19 protein-coding genes and 1 pseudogene are annotated in these 18,628 nt (G+C 63.1%); 10 read left to right on the top strand and 10 right to left on the bottom strand.

Annotated elements, in window-relative coordinates:
• Positions 1-37 precede the first annotated feature (37 nt).
• Positions 38-976, top strand: a complete 939-nt coding sequence (locus tag EJ066_RS00670; protein WP_126034350.1) for a diacylglycerol kinase family protein — start codon at positions 38-40, stop codon at positions 974-976.
• A gap of 150 nt (positions 977-1,126) precedes the next feature.
• Here the strand turns inward: EJ066_RS00670 and EJ066_RS00665 are convergent, their stop codons facing one another.
• The 3 genes from EJ066_RS00665 to EJ066_RS00655 all read right to left on the bottom strand — a co-directional run bounded on the left by EJ066_RS00665 (position 1,127) and on the right by EJ066_RS00655 (position 4,543).
• A complete protein-coding gene (locus EJ066_RS00665; RefSeq protein ID WP_126034349.1) occupies positions 1,127-2,338 on the bottom strand; it encodes a mandelate racemase/muconate lactonizing enzyme family protein in 1,212 nt (403 codons plus the stop codon).
• Positions 2,335-3,951, bottom strand: coding sequence for a GMC family oxidoreductase N-terminal domain-containing protein (locus EJ066_RS00660; protein ID WP_126034348.1), 1,617 nt, complete (start codon positions 3,949-3,951; stop codon positions 2,335-2,337). Before EJ066_RS00660 ends, EJ066_RS00665 begins: the two co-directional genes overlap by 4 nt.
• Positions 3,952-4,114: 163 nt before the next feature.
• On the bottom strand, positions 4,115-4,543 hold the full coding sequence (locus tag EJ066_RS00655; RefSeq protein WP_126034347.1) for a nuclear transport factor 2 family protein: 429 nt from the start codon (positions 4,541-4,543) through the stop codon (positions 4,115-4,117).
• Between the two features lie 432 nt (positions 4,544-4,975).
• Between EJ066_RS00655 and EJ066_RS00650 the strand changes: the two genes are divergently transcribed.
• A complete protein-coding gene (locus tag EJ066_RS00650; protein WP_126034346.1) occupies positions 4,976-5,371 on the top strand; it encodes an acyl-CoA thioesterase in 396 nt (131 codons plus the stop codon).
• 445 nt (positions 5,372-5,816) lie between these two features.
• On the opposite strand, the gene EJ066_RS00645 is transcribed toward EJ066_RS00650, so the two are convergent.
• On the bottom strand, positions 5,817-6,185 hold the full coding sequence (locus tag EJ066_RS00645; RefSeq protein WP_189644501.1) for a helix-turn-helix domain-containing protein: 369 nt from the start codon (positions 6,183-6,185) through the stop codon (positions 5,817-5,819).
• A gap of 92 nt (positions 6,186-6,277) precedes the next feature.
• Between EJ066_RS00645 and EJ066_RS00640 the strand changes: the two genes are divergently transcribed.
• The 5 genes and pseudogenes from EJ066_RS00640 to EJ066_RS00620 all read left to right on the top strand — a co-directional run.
• Positions 6,278-6,883 (top strand): NAD(P)H-dependent oxidoreductase, encoded by a 606-nt coding sequence (locus tag EJ066_RS00640; protein WP_126034344.1) that lies wholly within the window; start codon positions 6,278-6,280, stop codon positions 6,881-6,883.
• 230 nt (positions 6,884-7,113) lie between these two features.
• Positions 7,114-7,935 carry an N-formylglutamate amidohydrolase gene (locus EJ066_RS00635; RefSeq protein ID WP_245455052.1) on the top strand — a complete coding sequence of 274 codons (822 nt, stop codon included), beginning with the start codon at positions 7,114-7,116 and terminating at the stop codon, positions 7,933-7,935.
• Complete coding sequence (locus EJ066_RS00630; protein WP_126034342.1) at positions 7,932-9,800, top strand: flavohemoglobin expression-modulating QEGLA motif protein; 1,869 nt, start codon at positions 7,932-7,934, stop codon at positions 9,798-9,800. Before EJ066_RS00635 ends, EJ066_RS00630 begins: the two co-directional genes overlap by 4 nt.
• Positions 9,801-9,813: 13 nt before the next feature.
• Positions 9,814-10,860 carry a glutathione synthetase gene (locus tag EJ066_RS00625; RefSeq protein ID WP_126034341.1) on the top strand — a complete coding sequence of 349 codons (1,047 nt, stop codon included), beginning with the start codon at positions 9,814-9,816 and terminating at the stop codon, positions 10,858-10,860.
• A 196-nt stretch (positions 10,861-11,056) separates the two neighbouring features.
• Positions 11,057-11,353 (top strand): annotated as a pseudogene (locus tag EJ066_RS00620) (NADPH-dependent FMN reductase); the annotation flags it as partial.
• 284 nt (positions 11,354-11,637) lie between these two features.
• On the opposite strand, the gene EJ066_RS00615 reads toward EJ066_RS00620, so the two are convergent.
• The 5 genes from EJ066_RS00615 to EJ066_RS00595 all read right to left on the bottom strand — a co-directional run bounded on the left by EJ066_RS00615 (position 11,638) and on the right by EJ066_RS00595 (position 16,365).
• Positions 11,638-12,018, bottom strand: a complete 381-nt coding sequence (locus EJ066_RS00615; RefSeq protein ID WP_126034340.1) for a RidA family protein — start codon at positions 12,016-12,018, stop codon at positions 11,638-11,640.
• A gap of 274 nt (positions 12,019-12,292) precedes the next feature.
• Positions 12,293-13,606 carry a hemolysin family protein gene (locus tag EJ066_RS00610; RefSeq protein WP_126034339.1) on the bottom strand — a complete coding sequence of 438 codons (1,314 nt, stop codon included), beginning with the start codon at positions 13,604-13,606 and terminating at the stop codon, positions 12,293-12,295.
• Positions 13,607-13,672: 66 nt separating this feature from the next.
• On the bottom strand, positions 13,673-14,380 hold the full coding sequence (locus tag EJ066_RS00605) for an LssY C-terminal domain-containing protein (protein WP_126034338.1): 708 nt from the start codon (positions 14,378-14,380) through the stop codon (positions 13,673-13,675).
• An 89-nt stretch (positions 14,381-14,469) separates the two neighbouring features.
• Entirely contained in the window at positions 14,470-15,285 is an 816-nt protein-coding gene (locus tag EJ066_RS00600; RefSeq protein WP_126034337.1) for an extensin family protein, read from the bottom strand.
• A 192-nt stretch (positions 15,286-15,477) separates the two neighbouring features.
• A complete protein-coding gene (locus EJ066_RS00595; protein WP_245455051.1) occupies positions 15,478-16,365 on the bottom strand; it encodes an extensin family protein in 888 nt (295 codons plus the stop codon).
• On the opposite strand from EJ066_RS00595, the gene EJ066_RS31680 reads away from it, so the two are divergent.
• A complete protein-coding gene (locus tag EJ066_RS31680) occupies positions 16,358-16,498 on the top strand; it encodes a hypothetical protein (RefSeq protein ID WP_245455050.1) in 141 nt (46 codons plus the stop codon). The genes EJ066_RS00595 and EJ066_RS31680 overlap by 8 nt on opposite strands.
• A gap of 65 nt (positions 16,499-16,563) precedes the next feature.
• Here the strand turns inward: EJ066_RS31680 and EJ066_RS00590 are convergent, their stop codons facing one another.
• Complete coding sequence (locus EJ066_RS00590) at positions 16,564-16,989, bottom strand: DUF3775 domain-containing protein (RefSeq protein WP_126034335.1); 426 nt, start codon at positions 16,987-16,989, stop codon at positions 16,564-16,566.
• 199 nt (positions 16,990-17,188) lie between these two features.
• Between EJ066_RS00590 and EJ066_RS00585 the strand changes: the two genes are divergently transcribed.
• Positions 17,189-17,743: a tetratricopeptide repeat protein gene (locus EJ066_RS00585; protein WP_126034334.1), complete on the top strand. Its 555-nt coding sequence runs from the start codon at positions 17,189-17,191 to the stop codon at positions 17,741-17,743.
• A gap of 282 nt (positions 17,744-18,025) precedes the next feature.
• A complete protein-coding gene (gene greA, locus EJ066_RS00580) occupies positions 18,026-18,499 on the top strand; it encodes a transcription elongation factor GreA (RefSeq protein WP_126034333.1) in 474 nt (157 codons plus the stop codon).
• The last annotated feature ends 129 nt before the right edge of the window (positions 18,500-18,628 follow it).

Here is an 18,628-nt window from a genome sequence, read left to right as displayed (position 1 = left end):
AGGGCGGCGTGGCTTGGTTCCCTGGGGGAGGATGTGCTTGAAGGTCGGGGTGGTTCTCAATCCGATTGCCGGTGGCGGCCGGCTCAAACGACATTGGCCTGAGGTCGGTGCTTCGCTGAAAAAGCATTTTGGCGATTTCGAACTGCGCGAGACGCAAGCCGAGGGCGACGCCGAACGGCTGGCGCTCGACCTTGCCGCCAGCGGCTTCGACCTGGTGATCGCGGCCGGCGGTGACGGCACCGCCAGCGAAGTGGCCGACGGGCTGTTGCAGGCGTTTGGAGAAAGCGGCCGGACGGCCGCGCTCGGCGTGCTGCCTTGCGGCACCGGCATCGATTTCGCCCGCGGGCTCGGCCTGCCTGATGAGGTCGACCTGACGCTGAAGCGCATCGCCGGGGCCAAGGCCCGGAAGGTCGATGCCGGCCGCGTCTGCTATGTCGACGACCATGGCGCGCTGGCCAGCCGCCACTTCATCAACATCGCCAGCCTCGGTCTTTCGGGCGCCACCGACCGCGCGGTCAACGCCGACAAGCGCAAGGGCAAGGTGTCGGCCAAGGCGCTGTTCTATTGGCGCACCGTGTGGGAGTTCATCCGCTACCGGTTCCAGGACGTCAGGATATCAGTCGACGACGGCGCTCCGGTCGAGGCGCGCACGGCGCTGGTGGCGGTGGCCAACGGAAAGTTCTTCGGCGGCGGCATGATGATCGCGCCCGATGCCGAACTGGACGACGGGCAGTTCGACATCATCATCCTGCGGGCGGCGGGCAAGCTGAAACTGATCTGGGATATCAGGCTGCTCTATGGCGGGCGGCACCGCAACCATCCGGCAATCACCATTTTGCGCGGCAAGAAGGTGGTTGTCGAACCGCTCGGCGATGTGGCAGAGAACGGCGCGCTGGTCGACATAGACGGCGAGTCGCCGGGGCGCATACCAGCGACCTTCGAGATCCTGCCCGGCGCGCTGACGCTCAGATATTGAATCAAGGTGTTGAGAGACTGATTCAAGTCCCTTCGGATGTGATTCGAGCGATCCGGCCAATATGCTGAAATCGCGTGATAATTGCCCGATGTCAGATATCTGGCCTGGCTGGGAAACCGGGCGAACGAAGGTCGGCCAAGCGCGGCGCGCTCACGGCGTCAACGGCGTCTGCATCATCTGCAGATGCAAGTCCTTGCCGGTCCAGGGATGCGCCTCGCAGACGGCTTCGTTCAGCTCGACGCCGAGGCCAGGCTCCTTCGACGGAATGACGTTGCCGTCCTGCCACTCGATTTTCTTCTTCAGCAGCTTCTCGTGAAAGCCGTCCCACTGCTTCAGCGATTCCAGGATGAGGAAGTTGGGCAGGGTCACGGCAAGCTGGATGTTGGCCGCACCGACGATCGGCCCGCAATAGCAGTGCGGGGCGATCTGTATGTGATAGGCTTCGGCCATGGCGGCGATCTTCTTGGTTTCGAAAATGCCGCCGGAGCGGCCGAGGTCGGGCTGCAAAATGGTCGCGGCGCGGTTCTCGATGACACGGGCGAATTCGAACTTGGTCGTCAGCCGTTCGCCGGTGGCGATGGGGATGGAGGTCGCGCGGGCGACCTGCGCCATGACTTCTGGCATGTCGGGCGGCACCGGTTCTTCGAACCACAGCGGATCGTAAGGCTCGATGGCGCGGGCCATGCGCAGCGCTCCCGATGCGGTGAACTGGCCATGCGTGCCGAACAGGATGTCGGCCCTTGTGCCGACCGCCTCGCGGATCGCCCTGATCATGCGGGCGGAGAGGTCGATGTCGACGAGGCGCGGCTGGTGGCCGTCAAAGGCGGTGTAGGGACCGGCCGGGTCGAGCTTGACGGCGTTAAAACCCTGCTCGACATATTCGAGCGCGCATTCGGCCGCCAGGTCGGGATCGTTGTAGACGTTCTTGCCGCGCGCGTCCTCCGAATGGACGCTGCCGGTATGCGGGTAGAGATAGGTATAGGAACGCAACGTTTCGTTCACCTGGCCACCGAGCAGCTTGTAGACCGGCTTGCCGGCCTCCTTGCCGATGATGTCCCAGCAGGCCATTTCGAGCGCCGAGAAACAGCCCATGCCGGAAACATCGGGGCGCTGGGTGAAGCCGGAGGAATAGGCGCGGCGGAAGAAATTCTCGATGTCGTGCGGATCGCGGCCGACGAGATAGCGCTCGGCCATGTCCTCGACCATCTTCGCGGTGACATGAGCGGAGAAGGTGGCGTTGTAGGCCTCGCCATAGCCAATGACGCCGCCGTCGGTGGTGAGCTTGACGAAGATGAAATACTTGCCGCCGATGCCGGGCGGTGGATTGCCGACAACCCAGGTTTTTACGTCGGTGATTTTCATTTCTGATCCTCCAGAACCAATTCCGCGCCCTTCCATCCGGTCATGATCGCGGCGGCGTTGGTGTTGCCGGTGATATTATCGGGAAAGATCGAAGCGTCGATGACGCGCAAGCCGGCGAACCCGTGAACTCGCAGGCGTGGGTCGACGACGGCGCGGGCGGCGTCCGGCCCCATGCGGCAGGTCGAGACCGGGTGATAGACGGTGCCCGAGCGCTTCCTGAAATCCTGGATCAGATCGGCGTCGGAGGTGATCGATGGACCAGGCAAAACCTCTTCCTCGATGATGTCGGCCATTGCCGGCATCGAGGCGATCTTGCGAACGAACTTCACTGCCGCCAGCATTTCGGCGACATCCGCTTCGGTCGAGTAGGCGTTGGCGACGATCCGGGGATAGTCGCGCGGATTCTTCGAGCGGATCATGATCTCGCCACGGCTCGACGGACGGCAGTTCGACAGGCCGATGGAAAAGCCCGGCCACGGGTCGGGCGTCAGGATCGGACGCTCGCCGCTCTTGGGGATGACGGTCGAGAACGCCTGGAAATAGAGCTGCATATTGGGCCGCGAAAGCGCCGGGTCGGTGCGGAAAAAGCCGCCGGCGTTGTTCATCGACAGCGACAGCGGGCCGGAGCGCATCAGCATGTATTGCATGCCGACCATGAGCTTGCCCCACCACGGGCGCAGGATCTGGTTGAGCGTCGGCAGCCTGCCCTTGAACGTGTAGTTGATGCCGACATGGTCCTGCAGGTTCGCCCCGACATTCTCGTTGGCGTGAATGACGGGAATGCCGAGAGCGCCGAGCAGCGCCGAGGGACCGACGCCGGAGAGCTGGAGCAGTTGCGGCGAATTGATCGAGCCGCCCGACAGGATCACTTCGCGGCCGGCGCGGGCGGTCCTGGTCTCGCCGTTCTGCAGATATTCGATGCCGACGGCGCGCTTGCCCTCGAACAGGACCCTGGTCGCCAGCGCATTCATCTCGACACGGACATTTTTTCGCTGCATCGCCGGACGCAGGAAGGCGCGGGCGGCCGACATGCGGCGGCCGTTCCTGGTGGTGATCTGGTATATGCCGACGCCCTCCTGGGACGCACCGTTGAAATCCGGGTTGAGCGGCAGGCCGGCCTGGGTGGCGGCCGCGAGATAGAGCTTGGTCAGCGGGTGGACGGCGTTCGAGCAGTCGGTGATGTGCAACGGACCGCCGACACCGCGCCAGCGGTCGGCTCCGGCTTCATTGTCCTCGAGCGCCTTGAAGGCGGGCAGGAGATCGTCAAAACCCCAGCCGGGGTTGCCGGCCGCCGCCCAGGCGTCGAAATCCTCGCGCGCGCCCCGGATCCAGACCATGGCGTTGATCGAACTGGAGCCGCCGAGCAGTTTGCCGCGCGGCCAGTGGTCGACATTGTTGCTGAGCCCCGGGTCCGGCTCGGCCTTGTAGTTCCAGTTGACCGCAGGGTCGAAGAAGGTCTTGCCGTAGCCTAGCGGCATCTGCACGTAGAAGCGGCGGTCGGTGCCGCCGGCTTCGAGCACCAGGACCGAGAAGCGGCCCGAGGCCGACAGTCTTTCGGCCAGAACCGAGCCGGCCGAGCCGGAGCCGACGACGATGAAATCATAGGTCTGCATGGTGGATGCGGCCGGCTCCGGAATTCTGGTTCTACCCTAGACGGCGCACGCCTCTGACGTCACTGAGCCTTCCGGCATCCCTTGTGAAAAAAGCGACTGGCCCTCAAGTCCAGGCGTGTAGAAACGACATCAAAATCCTCTCTCGAACGTCGTTCCAGCGACGCTATGGGGTCAAGTCCAGGACTGCTGTCCCGCTCCGCATGTCGACGGGGAGGGAAACGTGCTCGTGCGTGATGGTCCATCTGTCTCCAGATCGACGAAATGCATTGCTCACGCGCACCCAGTAGTCGACATTCGCGCCGGTTTTCAGCGTGCCATGCGCTCGGATAAGCATCCATGCGGCGGCAACCGCGTCGCCGGCTGCAACATCCAGTTGGCCAAGCTCCTGGCCAATCGGACCAGACCAGCGGGGAAACCAATCCAGGAACCGCTCGCGAAGGGCGTTGGATCCCACATAACGAAGCGGCGGCACGAGGTCGAAATAGGCTATGTCGTCGGCGTAAAGGGACATAAGCCACTCGATGTCCTTGGCGGCCATGGCAGCCGATCTATTCTCCAGCAGTTCCCTGATCGCGGCTTCAACGCCTGGCATCGTCTCCTCCGATCTCAGTATTTCTCCCGCTTGCCGGGCATGAGGCTGTCCTCCCACATTGTCATCAAGATAATGCCGATGTGCTCCCCGACAACCAGCGTTCACCACCAGGCAATTGCGGTGGACGTCATAACGGCCGAAGCCCCCAACCTCGTCATCACCCTAAACGCAAGGCTCCGAGACGCTACCATTCCTCAGAGTTGATGACGAAGCGACGGGCGTTTCCGCTAATCGCCAAGGCATCCGTCAACGCAAGCCCATCCGGTCGTCAAATTCCATGCCGAGGAACTAATGCGATACCGGGCAAGGAAGGTCAGTTCCCCACCCCTGGCCGAATTTCAAACCCCGCCATCACCCGGCTGGCGGCGCGTTGACGCATTGGTGCCATAACGGTACGGGATCAGGACTACCGATCTCGAAGGGATTTGGCGCATGGTGCATTACGCGGATGGACGGCCGATCGGCGATCTGACGCTCAGGACGCTGGCCATGCCTTCGGACGCCAATGCGGCGGGCGATATCTTCGGCGGCTGGGTGATGGCGCAGATGGACCTTGCCTGCGGCATCCGCGCCGCCGAGCGCGCCAAGGGCCGCGTGGTGACGGCGGCGGTGAAGGAAATGTCGTTCGCCAAGCCGATGAAGGTCGGCGACACGCTGTGCATCTATACGCATGTCGAGCGCGTCGGCCGCACCTCGATGACGCTCAAGGTCGAGGCCTGGGCGCAACGCTACCTCTCCGACCTGATGGAGAAGGTCACCCACGCCGACTTCGTCATGGTGGCGCTGGACAGCGAAGGCAGGCCGAAAGCGATTCCGGCGGAGGGCTGACTGGCCCGGTTTCCGAGGTCCTGAATTGACTTTCCGTCCCTAGTAGCTTTGCACAGGGATTTGACGGGTTGCAGGCCTGTTGGCAGCCAAGATGTCATCGTTCGTGTTGGTGGACCATCACAGACATTCGAGATTGGCCGAAGCCTCCCCAACTTCGTCATCCCAGGGCGAAGCAGGAGCGAAGCTCCGTCGCGCAGACCCTGGGATCCATGCCGTAACCTTAGCCGAAGAGTGCAGCGGAACAGAATTCTGCACCGCAGCAGCGCTCTGAAGTCGCGGCATGGATCCTGGGGTCTGCGCCGCGTCGCTTCGCTCCTTGCTTCGCCCCAGGATGACGAAGCGATGGGCGTCTGCGCTAATCGCCAAGGCATGCGGTTCGTCAACGCAAGCACATCCGACACGTCAAAACTCCCGTGCTGCCCTGAACCCTTGCAAATCAAGGGTTTCAAGCGTGCATACTGTCGAATTTTTCGCGTGCCACCTTGACCCGTTCGGTGTTCTTGCGCGCCCACTCGCCGAGTGCGCCGACCGGCACCAGAAGCTCGTAGCCCAGATCGGTCAGCTCATAGTCGACGCGCGGCGGGATGGTCGGGAACACGGTGCGGGTGACGAAGCCGTCGCGCTCCAGCCCGCGCAAGGTGGTGGTCAGCATCTTTTGCGAGATGCCGCCGACGGCACTGCGCAATTCGTTGAAACGCATCGACCCGTCGCCGAGCTTGCCGACGACGAGCACCGTCCATTTGTCGCCGACGCGCTGCAGGATTTCCGAGATGGCGCGGCAGTCCTCGGTGCGGTGCGGGTGCCTTGGTATCAAAAAGGTGCCTCCTTGCGCCTCGTGCGCGTAGTCACTCATATAGCTCAGGTATCCAAACGATACCAGAAATTTGCCTAAAGGAGAGCCCCTCTATGTCCAAACCCAAAATCGCCATCGTCATCGGTTCGACCCGCGCCGCGCGCTTCGCCGACATCCCCGCCGGATGGATCGCCAAGATCGCCAAGTCACACGCCGACATCGACGTGGAAGTGGTCGACCTGCGCGACTTCCCGATGCCGTTCTTCGACGAGGTCGCATCGTCCGCCTGGGTGCCGTCGCAGAACGAAGTGGCGCTGCGCTGGCAGAAGAAGGTCGCCGAGTTCGATGGCTTCATCTTCACCGCCGCCGAATACAATCATGGCCCGACGGCGGTGCTGAAGAACGCCATCGACTACGCCGCCAACGAATGGAACAAGAAGCCGGCCGGCTTCGTCGGCTATGGCGCCGTCGGCGGCGCGCGTGCCGTCGAGCAGCTCCGGATGCATGCCGTCGAGTTGCAGATGGCGCCGGTCAAGTCCGCCGTCCACATTTCGTGGGGCGACTTCCTCGCCGTCAGGCAAGGCGAAAAGAAGCTCGACGAGATCGAGCACCTGAACCAGTCTGCCACCGCCCTCATCAACGACGTCGCGTGGTGGGCGAAGGCATTGAAGGCAGCGCGTCAGGCCGACGCGATCAATGAAGAAGTCAAGGCGGCCTGAACCGCCGGTTCGAAATCATCCTCCCAAGGATCCGGGGCGGCGCTTGCGTCGCCCTTTTTCAATTTCTGGAAGCCGGTTGCATGTTCTGTGCCTGTTTTGGCCCGACGACGCAATCGGCTGCACGATCCAGCTCGTTCAGCCCGTCCGCATGGTGCTGGCCCCATTCGCAGGGCGCCAGGCTCGTGCGATGAACCGGAACCGCCCGCCCCCTCCGTGCATTTCGGTGGATCGTGAACAAGACCACTTTCAACAATGCTCCGGGCGGGTCACCGGCAGGCTGGACAATCAAGCTCGGTGATTCCCCCGTCATTGGCACGGCGATCCACAGCGGTTCCGACGTCGGACGCGCTTGCCAATCGCTCCTGTGCATCGCCGACCCTGACCGGCTGCGGGAGGAGGACCCCTTCACCGAGCACTTTATCGCCGATTTTCCAACCCAGATCATCGTTCACAGATCGCGCTTTCAAGTCGATCTGAACCGCGCGCGCGAGGCTGCGGTCTATCGGTCGCCGGACCAGTCCTGGGGTCTGAACGTATGGCGAGAGCCTCCGGCCGAGGACATTGTGAACGAGTCTCTCGCCTTTCACGACGCATTCTACGGCGAGCTCAAGCGAGTGCTGGCCGATGTCGAGAAGCGTTTCGGCAGGTTCGTCCTTGTCGACGTCCATAGCTACAACCACCGGCGCCAAGGGCCGAAAGCAGTGCCTGCGTCGCAAGATGTCGCGCCCGACATCAATATCGGCACATCCTCGATGGACCGCGCGCGCTGGGCGGCGGCCGTCGACGCCTTCATGGAGGCGCTGCGCGGCCAGCGTTTCAACGGCGAGCTGATCGACGTGCGCGAGAATGTGTCTTTCCAGGGGAAGGGCGAACAGACCCGTTTCGTCCATGCCAATTTCCCCGAGACCGGCTGTGCCATCGCGGTCGAGTTCAAGAAGATCTTCATGGACGAATGGAGCGGCGACCCCGACTGGGCGGCAATCGAACGGCTGCGCGCCATGCTGGCGTCCACGGTGCCTGTTCTCGAGGCCGCGCTGCGGGGCATGACATGAAGCCGAAACTGATTGAGGCTGCGTCTCCGCTGACCGACATCGAGGCGGACCTGGACGGGCTCTTGCGGGACGGCAAGCCGATCCGCCGCGAGTTCGGCGACGGCAACCGCTTGCACATCGATCGGCCGCTGCCCTTTCTCTGCGTCCATGCCGGGTCGCATCAGGATGCGGCGTTCCACGTTGTCTCCGCCAACGCATCCTATCTGATCGTGGCCGATATCGGCTTCGCCGGCGTGGTTGCGCGGTTGGTGGCGCGAAGGATGCGCGAGCATTGCGGCGCATTCCTCGTGCTCGACATCGGTGAGTTGGCCGAAGACCGGTTCCTGACCGAGGACGTACCGTTTCTGCCGCCTTTCGAGATTGCACTGGCCAGCGGCGACACGGCGGCGGAGAAGGCGGCGCTCAAGCGCTTTGCCGCCGCCGCATCCGGACGCGAAGCAAAGTACCGCACGCCCCGCGTGGAAGAATTTAATCCCACGACACGCGCCCAAGCACGGCTTTCGGATGATCTCGGTGATGTGGCGGGCCTTACGGTGCGCTTCGCGCCGATCTACAGGGTGCCCGGCACGGAGCGCGTCTATCCTGAATTGCGAGACCTTATCGTCGCCAACATGGTGGATTCCGCGCTTCAGGCCGTCAGCGCCTTTCTGAAGGCATCAAAGCTGGAACAGCCGGCAACCCATCGTTCGCTGGGGCGGCGAGCCTACATCGACGCTGTCGTGCGGGCCGACCGGGCAATCGACAGCGTCGCGTCGACATTCGATTTTCTGCTTGCCGTCACACCGATCAACGCCGAACCAGCCTGGCGGGAATTCCGGGCAGGCAGCTTCGAGCATGTGCCCAGACTGCTCTACAGGCCGCTCGAGTTCGAGGTCGCCGCCCAAAAGCGGAAGCTCTATTCGATCTCGCTCGATCATCTGGAAGATCCGCTGCTGACCAAACTGCTTTCCGAAAAGCAGCAGGAACTCGATCTCCAGCTGTCGATGCTCGCGGCACGCGAAACCCCCAGTTTCGTCGAACTCGGACGAGCACTCTATGGCAGCGTCGAACCGAACCTGGCGGCGAGGGCACACATCATTCTTGAAAAGACGCCTCGCGGTGCGTCGGCGGTCCAGCAGGGGGGCCTAGGCGCCGACGCTGTCGCCGCGGCCGCGCGAGACATGATCGCCGGATACCGTGCCACCTACTCCGATTTCGACGCTTCCGTGGAGATCCGCGGCGACCTGCCTGCCGGCCTCCTCGTCTCCCGAAACCAGCTGCTGGTTTCGCGCGATACCAACCTCCCATCGGGGCGTCTGACCGCGCTGCTCAGTCATGAGATCGGTGTTCATCTGCTGACCTATTTCAACGGCGACGCGCAGGGGCTCGCCATCTTCCGCAGCGGGCTCGCCGGCTACGAGGGCATGCAGGAGGGACTGGCGGTGCTGGCGGAATATCTGGTCGGCGGCATGACCGCAGCGCGGCTGCGGCTGATCGCGGCCAGGGTCCTTGCGTGTCGGGCAATGCTCGACGGCGCAACGTTCGAGGAAACCTTCCGCATTCTCCATGGGGATTTCGGTATCGATGATCGCAGCGCCTTCAACGTCGTTCTGCGCGTCTTTCGAGGTGGCGGCCTTGCAAAAGACGCTATCTATCTACGCGGCGTGGCGCAAGTCCTCGATCATCTGAAAAACGGCGGCAGCCTCACGCCGTTCTGGATCGGCAAGATCTCCGCCTCGCATTTTAGCGCGATCCAGGAACTCAATGCGCGCGGCTTGCTGCGGGCGCCGCGCCTCGAACCCGCGTTTCTCGCTTCCGACGCAGCGCGTTCGCGCCTCAAGAAAGCGATGGCGGGAATCGATCCGATCGATATGGTTGAGACTTGAGCGGAGCTCCCCAATGCGCATTGCGTTCTTCGTCAATTCGATTGAGAGCGAGACGCCAGACTACACGACGACAACGCTGGCGCTGAGTGCAACCCAGCGCGGCCATTCCGTTGTCTATGTTGAACCAGGCGACTTCATACTGCGTCCGGACGACAGTCTGGCTGTCAGCGTCGCGGTTCTGCCGGACGCTCCCTACAAGACGAACGACAAGGTGTATGCTGCGCTGAAGGAGGCCGCGAAGCAGAAAAAGACCTTCGCGATAAGCGATATCGACATTTTGTTTCTGCGCAACGATCCGTCACTCGACGCCACCGATCGACCATGGGCCGCCAACGCAGGCCTCATGTTCGGGCGGCTCGCGGCGCAACGCGGCGTGATAGTCGTCAACGATCCGGACGGTCTGGCGCAGGCACAAAGCAAGCTCTACCTTCAGAGCTTTCCCGAGGCGGTCAGGCCAGCGACCCTGATATCGCGCAGCGTCGCCGAGATACGCGCGTTCATCGACAAACACTCGAAGGGTTGCATCGTCAAACCACTCCAAGGGTCGAGAGGCAGGAACGTTTTCCACATTGCGACGCCTACCGATTCCAACCTCAACCAGATTTTCGAGGCGGCCAGCGGTGACGGCTATCTCATCGCGCAGGTCTATATTCCCGAGGCCAAGGCTGGCGACGTGCGTCTTTTCCTGATGAACGGCCTGCCGCTGGTGCGCGATGGCAGTTACGCCGCGTTTCGCCGCGTCCCAGCCAAGGGCGATGTTCGCTCCAACATTCACGCCGCCGGAACCGCCCGCAAGGTCAAGGTAACCGACACGATGCTAAGCATTGCCGAGATGGTACGCCCCAAGCTGGTCGACGACGGCATGTTTCTGGTTGGGCTCGACATCGTCGGCGACAAACTTCTGGAGATCAATGTCTTCACACCAGGCGGCCTGACACGGCTCGCCGCCATGTACGAGACGGATTTTGCCACACGTGTCATCGTTGCGCTGGAGGAGAAGCTGACGCTGCGCCGGGCCTATGGAAAAACCATGCCGAATTCGCGGCTGGCGACGCTTTGAGGAACGCAGGCAAGTCGGCCGTCGGAGCAGCCGGTGCGGCAAGCGGCCGGCTTGGCGGGCGGGTGGCGATGAAACTTGTCGATGCGGCGGCCGTCAGGCCGACCATCTCGAAGCGCCAGCCCTGCGCATGGATCAGCATCATGGGCTAGTCATCCACGCGATGTATAGTTGGATACAATTCTGCCTGATGCGGCTGCGCTGGCAGAAGAAGGTCGCCGAGTTCGACGGCTTCATCTTCACCGCCGCAGAATACAATCACGGCCCGACGGCCGTGCTGAAGAACGCCATCGACTACGCCGCCAACGAATGGAACAAGAAGCCGGCCGGCTTCGTCGGCTATGGCGCCGTCGGCGGCGCGCGTGCCGTCGAGCAGCTCCGGATGCATGCCGTCGAGTTGCAGATGGCGCCGGTCAAGTCCGCCGTCCACATTTCGTGGGGCGACTTCCTCGCCGTCAGGCAAGGCGAAAAGAAGCTCGACGAGATCGAGCACCTGCCGTGATTGGCCGACGGGAATCGGCGCGGGCACTACCGCTCGGGGGCCGTAAACGGACCGGCGGCTTTGCTAGAGGGCAGCAAGAACAGCAGACAGGTTCTTGCGTCAAAAACTGAGGGGAGGTTCGAAATCTCGACAGGCGCGCCAATCCATCGCAAGACAGTCTTGTGATCGATATGGTGCTGCAAGCGCGACTTCTGTGGAGAAAGCTGACACCGCAGACCGGCTCGAAAGCCTCGTAGCCAAGCGCGGCGTCCAACGCCGCCGCTATTGCAAGGCTGTGCTCATGCCTCGGCGATCATTGCTATCGAGACTTTCATTTCCGGAATGCGCACCGGCATCTTGGCGCCCTGTCGGGCAGGTGGATTGCGTGGAAACCACTTAAGCCATTCCTCATTGGCACCTGCGAAGTCTTCCTCGTCGGCCACAATCAGCGTCGCACTGACCGCCTTCTCCAAACTGCTCCCTGCGGCTTCCAGAATAGCGGAGATGTTGCGAAGACATTGTGCGACCTGCGCCTGCACCGGCCCCCTCACAACCTGCCCTGTTGACGGGTCGATCGGCGCAGTCCCTGACACGAAAACCAATCCTGCGGCCTTGACGGCTTGGCTGTAGGAAGCTGGCGCCGCTGGTGCGGCCGGGGTGGTGATTATCGTGCGCGACATGAAGCTTATTCAGTGAGATTTTGATCTAGGCCGACTAAGCTCGGCCAAACAGGGCCAAAGTCAAGCATCAGAATCCAAAGCTGGATGGAGCGGCCCGTTTTCAGTCGCAATAGACCGCCGCCATTAATCAACCGGATATCCGCTTGTGGAGTGCAGCCGCGGTCAGCTGTACGACCGAGATGAGGGCGCAAAGCAGTCGTCCACGTTGCAGCAGAGGTTGTCGCCTTCGGGGTCCGAGACCCGACACCCGAACAGCCCACACGTCGCGTGCTTGTCACCGCACCACTTCGCGGTGGCCGCCGGGCAGGCGGGTGGCGATGAGCTTGTCGATGCGCCGGCCGTCGAGGTCGACGACCTCGAAGCGCCAGCCCTGCGCATCGACGCTTTCGCCGGTCGTCGGCAGATGGTGCATGTGCGACAGCACGTAGCCGGCGACGGTCTCGTAGTCGCGGTTCTCGGGCAGGTCGATGCCGAGAACGTCCGCCATCTCGTCGGCCTGCATATAGCCGGCGAGCAGCCATGACCCGTCCTCGCGTTTGACGGCGTTTTCCTCCTCGTCGCCGGCGTCGAGGTCCGCCCGGAAGACGCCGGTGATGGCTTCCAGTATGTCCGCCGGGGTGACGATGCCCTCGAAATGGCCATATTCGTCATGGACCAGCGCCATCGGCACGTCGGATTCCCTAAGCGTCGAAAGGACATCCAGCGCGTCGGCCTGGTCATGGACGATGGGAGCGGTGCGCACATGCCGGCGCGGGTCGAGCGCGCGGCCGCCAAGCATCGCGGCCAGCACGTCGCGGGTCTGGACGACGCCGATCATGGCGTCGACGCTGCCATCGCCGGCCGGCAGGCGCGAATGCTGGGTCTCCATCAGGAGCTTGCGGGTCGCCGCGTCGTCGGACTGCAGGTTGATCCAGTCGACCTCGGTGCGCGGCGTCATCACCGCGCGCACGGCGCGGTCGCCGAGCCGCATGACGCCGGCGATCATGCGCCGCTCGTCCGATTCGATGGTGCCGTGATGCTCGGCCTCGGCAACCAGCATCTTGATCTCCTCGTCGGTGACCTTCTCCTCGCTTTCACCGTGCTGGCCGAGCAGCCACAGCATTGCGCGGCCGGAGATGTCGAGCAGGAACACCAGGGGCGCCGAGACGGTGGCAAGGATGGTCATCGCCGGAGCAACCCTGGCCGCGACGCGTTCGGGATCGCGCAGCGCGATCTGCTTGGGCACAAGTTCGCCGATGATCAGCGAGCCATAGGTGATGAGGGCGACGACGATGCCGACGCCGATCGGGTCGGCAAGGCTTTCGCGGACGCCGGTCGATGCCAGGAACGCCGACAGCCGCTCGCCAAGCGTGGCGCCGGAAAAGGCGCCTGATAAAACACCGACCAGGGTGATGCCGATCTGCACCGACGACAGGAACTTGCCGGGATTGGCGCCGAGCGCCAGGGCGCGGCCGGCGCCCTTGACGCCGCGGTCGATCATCCCCTTGAGGCGGGCCGGCCGCGACGAGACGATGGCAAGTTCGGACATTGCCAGAAGGCCGTTCACGCAGATGAGGACGACCACGATGGCGATTTCAACGTAAAGCATGCGGGGTCAATAGCATTGCGGGTGCATGCTCGAAAGGCCTGCGAGCAATCTTCGCCGCGATCGGGCCTATGGCAATTGCAGCAGCACGCCGACGACCGCCTTGCCGTCGGTGAAATAGGGGTCGCCACCGCCATTGCGCCCGGTCCTGGTCGCGCCGATGCCTGATATCTCGCTGGTCGAGACCAGCATGCCGGCGGCTGACAGGTCGCGGATCAGGAAGTCGCGCTCGGCGTCGATGTCGGGAGCGATATGGTGGGTGATCGCGCCGGTGTCGTGGCTGAGGCCGACACCGCGATCGAAGCTCGCCGAACCCAGCCACAGCGGCCGGCCGTCGTCTCCGGTCGCATCGGTCTGCCAGAAGCGGACGTGATGACGCCGGTCGGCGCTGATGCCGACCGGTTTTTCGAACGCCATGTCCTGCGCACGCCCATCGAACAGGAGACGGCTGACCGGCGCGTCGGGATAGGGGCGGCCGAACAGCACGCTTTCGCCGATCTCGATGGCGGTCTTCAGCGTGACGGCGTCGGCCGTGTCCCATCCGGCGATGGCGAAGGCGTGGACCAGCTCTTTTTCGGTGCCGACGAGGCCGACATTGATCGGGTCGCCAGGAATGCCTTGCGGCGTGTGCGTCACCATCTCGAAGCGCTGCGTGCGGAAGTTGCGGTTTCGCAGGCTCCAGAATTCCGGCGCGGCGAAATAGGCGAGCACGAGATAGCCGGCGCAAAACGCCGCCAGCCAGATCGTTGCGCGTCGTCGAAGGCTTCGTCGGCTCACGAGATACCACCCAAGCGATATGGCACCACTTCATGTGGCGTCATTCTACGCGGCGCCACGGACCTTGGGCAGAGGGCAACCGCCACGGCTCAGCGGCAGGCGCGGTAGCCGTTCTTGCGGTTCTTGACGTCGAAATGGAAATGGTTGCGGTGGTCGTAATTGTAGCCGGGACCAAGCACGGTGGTGAAATACTGGCAGCCGTCGGCGCGCACGGTGTTGAGGAAGCCGCGCGTGCGGAAGGCGAACAGGCCGGGCTTGCGCACGTCGATATCGTTGCCGTTGTTGAGCTCTATGCTCATGATGTCGAGGGCGTTGCCCTTGCCGTGCTCCGACAGCACGCCTTCGCCGGCGATCCTGCGGCAGGAATAGCTCGAACCCTGGCGGATGGTCTTGACGCCGGAGAAATAACGCCAGCGGGCGGACGGGATGAGTTCGTTCCTGGTCCAGCCGGCGAAAGTGGCGGCCATGTCGCAGGTCAGCGTCGCGGCCGGCTTCATCCCGATGCTGCCGATGGACGAGACCTTGACCGGATAGTCGATGCCGCATTGGCCTTCACGGATCGGCGCAAGGTCGGTGTAGACGACGCCGAGGCGTTTCAACTCCTTGCGGCAGTCGACCTCGCTGGCAGGCATCTGTTCGGTCGGAGCCATCGGCTCGTCCATGCGCGGATAGGCGGCGGTCATATACGGGTTGGACGGGACGAGGGTCTGCATGCCAGTATATTTTGGGCCGGAATATTGCGGCACTGCAGCTGTCTGGGATCCGACGTCGACGGCCGGCTGCAGCGACAGCACGCTGCCGGTGTTGCAGGCCGAAACCGCAGCGAGAGCAAGGCCGGCGGCAACGGTGCGCGCGCGTTTCGTTTGCCGCACGGCGACAGACGCGGCGCGAAATATCCCGGCCATAGGCAGGTTCCCTGTCCCCGAACCTGATCCCGATCAGGTTCTGCCTGTTTGTTTGACCATGATCTTTTCCGAAAACCGGTTCCCACTTTTCGGAATCATGATCGGATGGCAGGCATTTTAACGATCAAGGGTAAAGGAAAACTCAGCGCCGGCGTTCAGGCCTGCGGCCAAATTGCGGCAACTTGATCAGGATCACTGGCAGAAGGTGCCGCCGTTGCGGCGCGGTGCGAGATCGAGATGGAAATGCAGCGAATGATCCGCATCGCTGCCCGGGCCGAGCACGGTCCTGAACGGTCCGCAGGCTGCCTTGCGCAGTGCGTTCAGGAATTTTGCGTCCTTTTCCGGCGGTGCCGGGCCGATGTCGATCCTTTTCCCGTCCGAAAGCGTGAAGCTGGCGATGTCGAGCGCGTTGCCGAAGGCATGCTCCGACAGTTTCCCTCCGCCATTGCGCTGTCGGCAGACGAAAGCGGATGCCTGGCCGACCGACTTGAGATCGGCGCCGAACTCGGCCTTGGCCGCCGGCTGGATGATATCAGTGGCAAAGCGCGCGGCGGCCTCGGCCATCTGGCAGTTCAGCTCGGTTTCGGGGCTGATATCCAATGACTTGCCCAGCGTCTTCAGCGCGATCGGATAGGGGATCGAGCAGCCGACCGCCGCATCGTGCTCGGCCTTGCGTTCCTCGAAGTCGACGCCCATCGACTTCAGCCGCCTGCGGCAGGCAAGTTCCTCCTCCGGCAGTTTTTCCTGCGGCACGGAGGCCGAGCGCGGGTCGGGGGGGATTTCTTTCTCCTGCGTTTGCGTCGGCTTCTCCGGTGGTTTCGGGGCGGTGGCCGGCGGCTCCGCCTCAGCGGGCTTTTCGGCCGGCTTTGGAGCGACTGCCGGCGGCTCCGGCCTGGCTTCCCCGTGCTGATCGGGTTTCTGCTGGTCCGGTTTGTCGGTCGCGGGTTGATCAGGCGTTGGCGCATCCGCCGGACGCGACTCGGGGACCGGCACGTCGGCAGGCGCGGCTTTCTGCGCTGGTTGCGATCGATTGAGCTGCGGGACGGGCACGGTTTCAGGCAATTTTGGAGCCTTGGCCAAGGCCGCTCCTGCGCACAGCATGGCCGCCGCCAAAGGCAGCACCAATCCGCTCGATCTGGCCAATCCGGGCAATCTGATCGATCGGGTCAATCTGATCAATCGGGGAAGGGTCAGCGCCGCCATTCGCCCTTAACGGCGGGCGCGTGCGGAGGTTGCCGCGAAGGCAGGTTTGGCCGATCACGAACAGTAACCGCGGTGTTACGCGCCGATCGCTTCCAGCCCTTCCTCCAGCCAATCGGCCAGGAGCGGCATGCCGAGCAGATATTTCGCCGTGCGCTTGCTGACGCGCTCGCGCGCGGCGGCCACCGCGTCCGCCCATTCCGAGGCGTCATAGTCGCCGCGGCCGACCCAGGCCAGCGCGATGAGTTCGGCCGCCTCGTCGACATTGAGGTCGTTGATCAGTTCGCGCAGTTCTTCTTCGGTGAGGTTTTCGGAACTTTCTTCTGCGAGGCCGTCATGATGGTGGTTGTCGTGCGCCTCGCCGTCGAGTTCTATCTCGTGCTCGGCGCCATCGGCATAGTCTTCGTTGACGGCAGCACTCAGCGCCTTCGCCTTGAGGATAAACAGGCGCACGGTGTCGGGACCGATGGAAAGTTCCCATTCCCTTTCAACGCGCCGCCGCACTGGCCTTCTCCGCATGCTCCGTTTGCCGTATGCTGGATGATAGCGAATTTGCGGCGCTCGTCACGTCACCTTCGGCTCTTCAATCTTGCGGCCGTTGCGGACGGTTTCGAAAAAGCTTTTGGCGGCCGCAATCTTTTCCGGGATGAAACGGCTTCTGCCCGGCGTTAGCCTCGCACTATCGTGTTTCAAGGAGGTTTCGATGCGCAGACGATTGCTGATCCAGGTTCTGGCGCTTGCCGCCCTGCCGCTGTTTGCGGCCCCGGTGTTTTCGGCGGGCGAGGGTGGCGGAGGTGGCGCCGGAGGCGGTGGCGGCAACGAGACCGTCACGAAATGCAAGAAAGGCTACGTCTACGACAAGAAACTGAAGAAATGCGCGGCACCCAAGCAAGGCATGCTGGACGACGACAACATCTATGAGGCGGGCCGCGCGCTGGCGATGGCCGGCCGTTATGACGAGGCGATCGCCGTGCTCAGCCTGGCTGCGGACAAGAAAGACCCACGCATCCTCAACTATCTCGGCTACTCGCATCGCCATTCCGGCCGCGTCACCGTCGGCCTCGGCTATTACGAGGAAGCGCTGCGCATCGATCCGAACTACACGCTGGTGCGCGAATATCTCGGCGAGGCCCACCTGCAGATCGGCGATCTCGCCGGCGCCCAGGAACAGCTCCGCGAGATCGAGAAGCGCATAGGCAAAGGATCTCGCGAATACGGTATGCTGTCCGAGCAGATCGACCATTTCACGAGGAGCTGACTCGACTCCCGAACGCTCCTCACACCGGCTGTGGGCAATCGCAGCCGGTTTTTGTCGCCGCTCGTCCTGCCAGCCGCGATGCCGCGATGGCATTTCCACAAATGAGGGTGAATTTTTCAAAACCGATTTTTTTGGCGTGAAAAACCCGCGAAGATTGCTATATTGGGAAAAATTGTGGTGAGACGGTTCCGTTAGCCCGAGGCTGCCGGACCGTTTTCTTTTTGTACCATCGACAAGGTCGCTCCCGGAAAGCGGGGGCGGCTGCAGGAAAGGGCAGGCATCATGAACAAGGTCCCGATGACAGGCGAGGGGTTCGCGTCGTTGAAGGAAGAGCTGCGCTGGCGCCAGCAAGAAGAGCGGCCGCGCATCATCGAGGCAATCTCCGAAGCGCGCTCGCATGGTGACCTTTCCGAAAACGCCGAATACCACGCGGCCAAAGAGGCACAGAGCCTCAATGAGGGCCGCGTCCACGAGCTTGAGGATTTCATCGCGCGCGCCGAGGTGATCGACATCACCAAGCTCAGCGGCGAGAAGGTCAAGTTCGGCGCGACCGTGGTGCTGGTCGACGAGGACACGGAAGAGAAGAAGACCTACCAGATCGTCGGAGACCAGGAAGCGGACGTGAAGTCCGGCCGTATCTCGATTTCCTCGCCGATCGCGCGGGCGCTGATCGGCAAGGAAGTCGGCGACGCGATCGAGGTCAACGCGCCGGGCGGCGCGCGGGGTTACGAGATCGTCCAGGTGCAGTTCATCTGAGGGGATTGGGAGGCTCGGCTTCGCGCGGACCCGCGCTTTTTAAACCAAGGCTTGCGCCGCCCCTCATCGCCCTGCCGGGCACTTCTCCCCGTATAGTGGCGGGGAGAAGGACGCCGTCATCGCTGATTT

This window comes from Mesorhizobium sp. M9A.F.Ca.ET.002.03.1.2, assembly GCF_003952365.1.
GTDB lineage: Bacteria > Pseudomonadota > Alphaproteobacteria > Rhizobiales > Rhizobiaceae > Mesorhizobium.
This window is presented reverse-complemented; position numbering and strand designations above follow the sequence as displayed.

Excerpts from the sequence above, each read along its gene's own strand:
- EJ066_RS00665 (WP_126034349.1), bottom strand. The coding sequence starts at position 2,338 with ATGAAAATCACCGACGTAAAAACCTGGGTTGTCGGCAATCCACCGCCC.
- EJ066_RS00660 (WP_126034348.1), bottom strand. The coding sequence starts at position 3,951 with ATGCAGACCTATGATTTCATCGTCGTCGGCTCCGGCTCGGCCGGCTCG.
- EJ066_RS00655 (WP_126034347.1), bottom strand. The coding sequence starts at position 4,543 with ATGCCAGGCGTTGAAGCCGCGATCAGGGAACTGCTGGAGAATAGATCG.
- EJ066_RS00650 (WP_126034346.1), top strand. The coding sequence starts at position 4,976 with ATGGTGCATTACGCGGATGGACGGCCGATCGGCGATCTGACGCTCAGG.
- EJ066_RS00640 (WP_126034344.1), top strand. The coding sequence starts at position 6,278 with ATGTCCAAACCCAAAATCGCCATCGTCATCGGTTCGACCCGCGCCGCG.
- EJ066_RS00630 (WP_126034342.1), top strand. The coding sequence starts at position 7,932 with ATGAAGCCGAAACTGATTGAGGCTGCGTCTCCGCTGACCGACATCGAG.
- EJ066_RS00625 (WP_126034341.1), top strand. The coding sequence starts at position 9,814 with ATGCGCATTGCGTTCTTCGTCAATTCGATTGAGAGCGAGACGCCAGAC.
- EJ066_RS00615 (WP_126034340.1), bottom strand. The coding sequence starts at position 12,018 with ATGTCGCGCACGATAATCACCACCCCGGCCGCACCAGCGGCGCCAGCT.
- EJ066_RS00610 (WP_126034339.1), bottom strand. The coding sequence starts at position 13,606 with ATGCTTTACGTTGAAATCGCCATCGTGGTCGTCCTCATCTGCGTGAAC.
- EJ066_RS00600 (WP_126034337.1), bottom strand. The coding sequence starts at position 15,285 with ATGGCCGGGATATTTCGCGCCGCGTCTGTCGCCGTGCGGCAAACGAAA.
- EJ066_RS00585 (WP_126034334.1), top strand. The coding sequence starts at position 17,189 with ATGCGCAGACGATTGCTGATCCAGGTTCTGGCGCTTGCCGCCCTGCCG.
- greA (WP_126034333.1), top strand. The coding sequence starts at position 18,026 with ATGAACAAGGTCCCGATGACAGGCGAGGGGTTCGCGTCGTTGAAGGAA.